This is a genomic window from Okeania sp. SIO2B9 (assembly GCF_010672505.1).
Lineage (GTDB): Bacteria > Cyanobacteriota > Cyanobacteriia > Cyanobacteriales > Microcoleaceae > Okeania > Okeania hirsuta.
This window is the reverse complement of record NZ_JAAHGK010000253.1, coordinates 1-7,101: the sequence shown is the minus strand read 5'-3', so window position 1 is coordinate 7,101 and position 7,101 is coordinate 1. Positions and strand designations below refer to the sequence as shown.

4 protein-coding genes are annotated in these 7,101 nt (G+C 36.1%); 1 reads left to right on the top strand and 3 read right to left on the bottom strand.

Translation table 11 applies throughout. The annotated features are described in order from the left end of the window. The first annotated feature begins 8 nt into the window (after positions 1-8). Positions 9-803, top strand: coding sequence for a sulfite exporter TauE/SafE family protein (locus F6K13_RS11395; RefSeq protein ID WP_287287408.1), 795 nt, complete (start codon positions 9-11; stop codon positions 801-803). Positions 804-1,404: 601 nt separating this feature from the next. Here F6K13_RS11395 and F6K13_RS11390 read toward each other — a convergent pair. The 3 genes from F6K13_RS11390 to F6K13_RS11380 form a co-directional block, all read right to left on the bottom strand. Continuing rightward, positions 1,405-3,081: an FAD-dependent oxidoreductase gene (locus F6K13_RS11390; protein ID WP_124144136.1), complete on the bottom strand. Its 1,677-nt coding sequence runs from the start codon at positions 3,079-3,081 to the stop codon at positions 1,405-1,407. Between the two features lie 14 nt (positions 3,082-3,095). Continuing rightward, the gene (locus F6K13_RS11385; RefSeq protein ID WP_124154390.1) at positions 3,096-3,296 is read right to left on the bottom strand and encodes a hypothetical protein; all 201 of its coding nucleotides are present in this window, start codon (positions 3,294-3,296) and stop codon (positions 3,096-3,098) included. Positions 3,297-4,046: 750 nt separating this feature from the next. After that, positions 4,047-6,197 (bottom strand): polyribonucleotide nucleotidyltransferase, encoded by a 2,151-nt coding sequence (locus tag F6K13_RS11380; protein WP_124144137.1) that lies wholly within the window; start codon positions 6,195-6,197, stop codon positions 4,047-4,049. Between the last annotated feature and the right edge of the window lie 904 nt (positions 6,198-7,101).

Genomic DNA, 7,101 nt, shown 5'->3' with positions numbered 1-7,101 from the left:
TTGAACCTATACAAGCAGTTGCTACTAGCACTTTATCAATTATAATTACGGCTACTTCTGGTAGTATTCAAAACTGGAAAATGGGATATTTAAGTATTAGTCGAGTGCTAGGAATAGGGTTTCCGGCTTTGATTACTGCTCAGTTGGGGGTATATTTTGCCAATTTATTTGCTTCTCGTTGGTTGTTATTTGCTTTTGGATTATTTCTAGCTTTGAATATCTATTTAGTGGAGTTTCGTAAACAAATAACAATGAAGAAAAAGAAAGACGAAGAATTACAAAATAATCAGCAGGAAAATCTTAAATTCAAAGCAGAAAATACTAATAATCAAGATTTTATAGTGGAATTTTTTTTGCCATTTACTCCCCATCCTTTACCATTAATGTTTGAGAAAATAGTCAAAGAAATAAATTATCAATTTCCAGATAAATATATCAAGGTTATTGCTAGAGTTATTACTGGTAGTTTAGCTGGATTATTAGCAGGTTTGTTTGGTGTGGGAGGTGGTGTAATTATAGTACCTTTGCAAATATTATTATTGGGTGAAAGTATTAAGGTAGCTATTCAAACTAGCTTAGGAGTGATTGTAATTACAGCTTTTTCTGCTTGTATAGGTCATGGGATTAGAGGTAATGTTTTATGGGAACCTGGAGCATTATTAGGATTTGGTGGTTTATTAGGTGTTCAATTTAGTACGAGATTTCTGCCTAAATTACCAGACAAAGTTATCAGTTTAGCTTTTCGTGGATTATTAGCAATTCTATCAATTTATATTTTTGGGCAAGCTATTATGAAAGATTAGGGTTTGCGTATGGAAAGTCTTTTTGCTGGGGTAGGAGACAACCCACCCCTCGCCCCTCCCCCTCCCAGGAGGGGATAAATGGGAATTTAGAGGAGGTAGGAGTAAGAATTGTCCCTTGATTTTTCTGCCCAACTCTTGCCTAAAATACTAACTTTTTGAGCCTTTTAGACTGAAAACCATGCACTTTTTTCGACCCCAAAAAGGCTAAAGTCTTTATATGTCAATGCTTTTAGATTTAATCAGCAAGCCCTAATTAGATTTTATAGCAGAAGGAAGAAGGAAGAAAGAAGAAGGAAAAACCTTGCTTTGTTTGAGTTTTAAGCTTTTTATCTGTCCTAACCTTTGCTTCGACTACTATATATGAAATACCAAAAATAATGCTATGCTTATTGATGACTTTATTATATTAAATAATAAGTTAAATTCGGTAATGCGAGTGAAGAATTATAGCTATGAACTTACAGGAGATTCGGTCGTATATGAAGTCAAATATTAGTGTTTAAATCTCTGTAGTGCGGGCATATTGCCCGCTAGTACTGTACCTAACTGAGATGAAATTTTCTATAAGATATATTACCCCCTACTCCCTATTCCCTTTAGGTTATTTTACATGACTATAATCTCTACTTCCAGTTCGATTTTCACCTCTTAATTTTGTCTTTTTACCAGTTAATTGTTCTAATTTTTCCCGAACTTCAGCAGAAGTGATTTGATTTAAGGGTATACCTTTTTGATTTGCCATAGCTGCTGCTACTCCTATTGCTTGTCCTTGATAAATACTCATAGTTTGAATTCTTGCTACTGCTACAGCAATTCCTATATATCCAGATGAGCGTCCGACAACTGCTAAATTATTCACATTTTTAGCTAAAGCACTTTCAATTCCAAAGTTATATATCGGTAGAGGTAAATAATTAATACCTAAACCTTTAACACCACCCCTAAAATCAAATTCATAAGAAAAAGTACCAATAGAATTTTCTGCTGAAGTACCCCCTTGAAGAATTTCTTTTCCTGTCAATGGATCAACAACATCCGTAATATTTAAACTATGTCTAATATAAACTTCAGAAGGTAAAATTACTTTGACATCTTTCCCTGACATTTTTCTCAACCAAGCTTCAAGTTCCTGCATCTCTGTAATCATGTCTTGAGTTGGTTGAAAGTTATTATTTTCTATTTCTCTCACTTTTTGACTGTTATATTTAAACAAAAATCCATTCAAAGATAATTCCCGTTGACCCACACGACAAATATTCAGCTTATCAAATAAAAATACTGATGATAAATCTAGATTAAAAGAGTGTTTTCTATGAATATGATAAGCCCCTGCTAAAGCAATACTTCTGTTAATATAGCCATCTTTATATGTTTTAATTATTGGCAATCTAAATTTTTTTAGGGTAAATTTAGCATCTGTTGGTGCTTGGTCTGCTTGAATTTTTGTCTTAATTTTTGCCATTTTTTGACGGTTAAACAGTATTTTTGATTCTATTTTTTTGAATTCGTAAATACTTAAACCAGTCACTGTGGGAACAATAGAAGTTGCGATAGTTTCATCCCATAGTTGTGGGTTTTGTGATGCAAATCCTAAATAGTAAGGTACACCAGCTTTTCTTGCTAGTTCTGCATCTTGAGTGCTGTCTATAAAAGCAGCAGCTTTGACTCTAATATTTGTGTCGTCGATCTGTACAAATTTAATTTTTCTATTCTCGACATAAGGTGTAAGAGAAGCATTAGAAATAACTACAATTCCCGCCGCTTCTAACATTTCTTTCATTGCTTTTGTTGCTTTGTCTGGAGCAACACAAGCTTCGACAACTTTTGCTTTTTTCAAAAAGTTAAGAAAGCACTGAGAATATGGTCGATATTGCCAATCTGGTGTTTTATCATAGTCAAGATAAGCTAATCCACTTCGTGTGAGTAAACCACCTAGAGCTGCATTTTCAGAATTGGAACGTATTAGTACAACTTTACCTGTCTTTCCTAATGTTTTTTTAGCCGAAATAGCAGCACATATTCCTTGAAGTTCATCTCCATAAATTACGATGTCGAAGTTTTTATAAGTTGCTAGTGGAGGTTTTGGTAGTTTAGATACTGAAGGGGAAGGAGCTGCAGTAGTAAGTGAATTATTGCTAGTATTTGCTGTTGTTAATTTCTGCCAAAATGTAGAGATAAAATTATTACTAACTTGAGGTAAGTATTGAGCAGTGCTTAATGGAATTAATGATAGAAGTGCTGTAATTAAAATTAATTTTTTGGGGAAATTAGAAGACATAATATTTTGAGTATTTAGAGAAAATAATACTTTTCAATATTGATTGACAAATTTTTATTTGTCAGGTGGGCAAATTTTATCAAAATTACTATTTTCATAAATAAATATGGAATCTTTGTGTAAGTTTTTGTCCGTTTTTCTACCCGACTGCTAATTTCTTTTTGGAGCTGATTAACAATTTCATTAACTGCTGTTTGGCTATGAACTAATGACAACCATCCTAGTATGCTAATAAAAGCGCATATTTGTCATACTACTGGTAAGGTCTGAACCAAACGTAATGGCAGTTGTTTTTTAATTCTGGGGTGAAATAGTTTCTTAAATTTTGCCATGATCTCTTTTTTCTTCAGATATTATAGCGCTGTGCGCAGGCAACAGCTCATCTGGCAACCCACCCCTAACCCCTCCCAGGAGGGGAATAAATTGCCGATAATATAAGACTTTTAGCTATCATCGTTATTTATAAGTATTCAACCGAACATGAGAACAGTGGTTATAAATAAATATAAAACTTTAAGAGGTAGATTTCAGGTAAAGTGAAATACTTTTTAATCAAAATTTCCTGTTTTCTGTTCCCTCTTATAAGCATTTTATATTTAATTTTACCAACCTACTTACCAAGTCAAAAGTGTGCCAGTTAATGGGATATTTCCAAAGAAAAACTTAAATTTTCTATCGGCACAATGACAACAGAATGATTATTACCCATTTCTGAGGTTTTACTTTTGACTTGTAACTATCCTTAACTAGCTATTAGCTTTTAGCATTCAGTTAGCCTCTTGCAGAGGAACTGCCTCTTTTCCTACGGAATGCTGCGTAAACAGAGGATCTTTCCTATCGGAATGCTGCGCAAACGCTAATGTTAACAGCTTTTTGCAGCTCTGGGTTTAAATCCTCATTTCCATTCCGGAATGCTCCGCAAACGCACACATTTACTGCTGACTTCTGATTGCTAATTTAAGAACTCATTGCATTGCATTTAGTTTAGCAGCAGCAGCTTCATCTGGATGAATATTCAAACGAGTTAAATTCACCCGACCCTTAGCATCAATTTCTCGTACCTTAACAATTACTTCATCTCCAACTGCTAACTCATCTTCAACTTTACCAACACGATAATCTGCAATTTGAGATATATGAACCATTCCTTCCTTTCCTGGAAACACTTCCACAAAAGCACCAATAGGAATAATTCGAGTCACACGACCAACATAAACATCCCCAGCATTCAGTTTCTTGGTCATACCTTGGATAATATTGCAAGCTTGTTTCGCCTTTTCGCCATCAGTCGCTGCAATAGTCACTGTGCCATCATCATCAATATCAATTTTGACACCCGTTTCCTCAGTAATACCCTTAATAGTTTTACCACCAGGTCCAATCACTAAACCAATCATGTCTGGACTAATCTTAAATGTTAATAGTCGTGGTGCATAAGGTGACATATCTGGACGAGCTCGATCGATAGTACTAAGCATTTTCTCCAAAATATGTAACCGTGCAGGTTTAGCTTGATGAATTGCATCAGAAATCACTGTTAGAGGTAAACCTGTAATTTTCATATCCATCTGCAAAGCTGTGATACCACTATCAGTACCAGCAACTTTGAAGTCCATATCACCCAAGAAGTCTTCTATACCTTGAATATCTGTGAGGATACGAACTTCATCATCTTCTTTAATTAAACCCATAGCTGCTCCACTCACAGGTTTCGTAATGGGAACACCAGCATCCATTAAACCCAAGGTGGAAGCACAAACGGAACCCATAGAAGTTGAACCATTTGAAGAAAGCACTTCTGAAACCACTCGAATAACATAGGGAAAAATCTCTGCTGTTGGTATGACTGGGTTCAATGCACGTTCAGCTAGAGCACCGTGACCTATTTCACGACGACCAGGCGATCGTAATGGTTTAGTTTCCCCTACAGAAAAAGGAGGGAAATTATAGTGGTGCAGATAACGTTTTTCGTCCTGTGGATGTAAGTCGTCTGCTAATTCTTGAGCATCACCAGGTGTTCCCAGAGTTACAGCAGACATTACTTGAGTCAAACCTCGATTAAATAGAGAGCTACCGTGGACTCGTGGTGGCAAAACTCCTACCCGACAAGAAACAGGACGGACTTCATCCAATTTACGACCGTCAACCCGGATACCTTCATCAATAATTTGTTTACGCATCAGTTTTTTGGTGACACCCTTAAAGACATTCCCTAATGCCATACTATCTGATTCAATGAATACCTTTACAGGTTCCTCTTCAGGTAGTTCAGCGATCGCTTCTGCAATAGACTCTTTAATTGCATCAAGTTTTTCATCGCGCTGATTTTTATCCAAATCGTATTCAGATAATACCTGTTTGATCGACTCTGTTGCTTTGTCTTTGATATAATCTTCTAAAGTGGGGTCTACTTCCGGAGGTTCCGATTCAACAAGTTCAATACCCATTTCAGCAATAATTTCTCGTTGAGCTTGAATGAGGTCACAAACTGCTTCATAACCAAAATCAATTGCCTCAATAATATCTTGTTCCGGTAACTGATTTGCCCCTGCTTCTACCATAATCACCCCTTGAGGAGACCCAGCGACAACCAAATCTAAATCGCCATTTTTGACTTCACGGTAAGTTGGATTGATAATAAAATCGTCTCCTACCAAACCTACCCGCACTGCTGCCATTGGGCCATAAAATGGTAATTGAGCTAGTAATACTGCCACAGAAGCACCCGTCACAGCTAGCACATCTGGTGGCACCTCTTCATCCATGGACAAAGTTGTGGCCACAATTTGAATATCATTACGCAACCAGCTTGGAAATAAAGGGCGTAGCGGCCTATCAATCAAACGACCAGTAAGTGTCACCTTTTCTGGTGGGCGACCTTCCCTACGCAAAAAACCACCTGGAATTTTACCACCAGCGTAGAGTCTTTCTTCGTAGTCCACCAAAAGAGGTAGGAAATCTATTCCTTCTCTACCTTTGGAGGTGGTGGCCGTCACTAACACTGCTGTGTCTCCTGACTCTATCATCACGGCACCACCAGCTTGAGGCGCAAATAAACCAACTTTTAGTCTAATATCCCGTCCATCAAAGGATATGGATTTGTCTATCTCTTCCATCCAGTTTTTTTTCCTTCTCTAATCATATTATTCTTTCGCTTCTGTGGAAATCGTAACATTGTTAATGGGGCAATTGTAAGGAAGAAGGAAGAAGGAAGAAGGAAGAAGGAAGAAGTTAAGAAGGAAGAAGTTAAGAAGTAAGAGGGAATAAGTAAGAAGGAAGAAGGGTTTAGTTATCTACCAGAGTCAAGAAAAATCTGGCATTGTCTAAGTTTTAAGCTTTTGATATATCTGCGTCCTTTCCTTTACACATCTCCAAAAATTAAAAAAAAATTAAAAATAAAATGGAAGAAGCAGCAAGGGGTTTAGTTATCTACCACAGAAGGAACAATCTGGTATTTCCCTATTTTCTAGAGATGTCTATTAATTTCTACTACCTCTCGTAGAATTTTGATGAACAGAAACCGCTATAATACTTTTATTTTATAACCTTCTATATTCAATTACGGAGGCTGCATCCAGTTATTTTAACTAGGATGCCATTTTTGATTTCTATAGTTAAGGAACGAGTTGGTTAGGACTTATGTTGATGATGAATCGGATACAGAGAAAAGCTTTTGCCACGATTCACTATTCCCTGCTATAAAGTTTGATTATTCAACAATTTTTATTAGAAAATATTAGTAATCAAAATATAACCTTAAGCATTCAGCCGTCAGCTATTAGCTATCAGCTATTAATTTTGAGGGAAGGTAAAATAATTGAGAAATTGAAGCAGAATAAAAATTACTGTTACAGTCTCCTTCCTAAACCTTAGAAGTAATAATTCATTACTAATTGATGATAGCTGACTGCTAATAGCTGTTTGCGCGGCATTCCGCAGGAAATGCTTACATATAACCTTTTTGATAGATATTTAATATGGCGATTTTACATGGTTTTTGGTTTGCTCAGTCTGAACAAG

What these genes read in the sequence shown, in the direction of transcription:
- F6K13_RS11390 (WP_124144136.1), bottom strand. Translation starts at nt 3,081, where the DNA reads ATGTCTTCTAATTTCCCCAAAAAATTAATTTTAATTACAGCACTTCTA.
- F6K13_RS11380 (WP_124144137.1), bottom strand. Translation starts at nt 6,197, where the DNA reads ATGGAAGAGATAGACAAATCCATATCCTTTGATGGACGGGATATTAGA.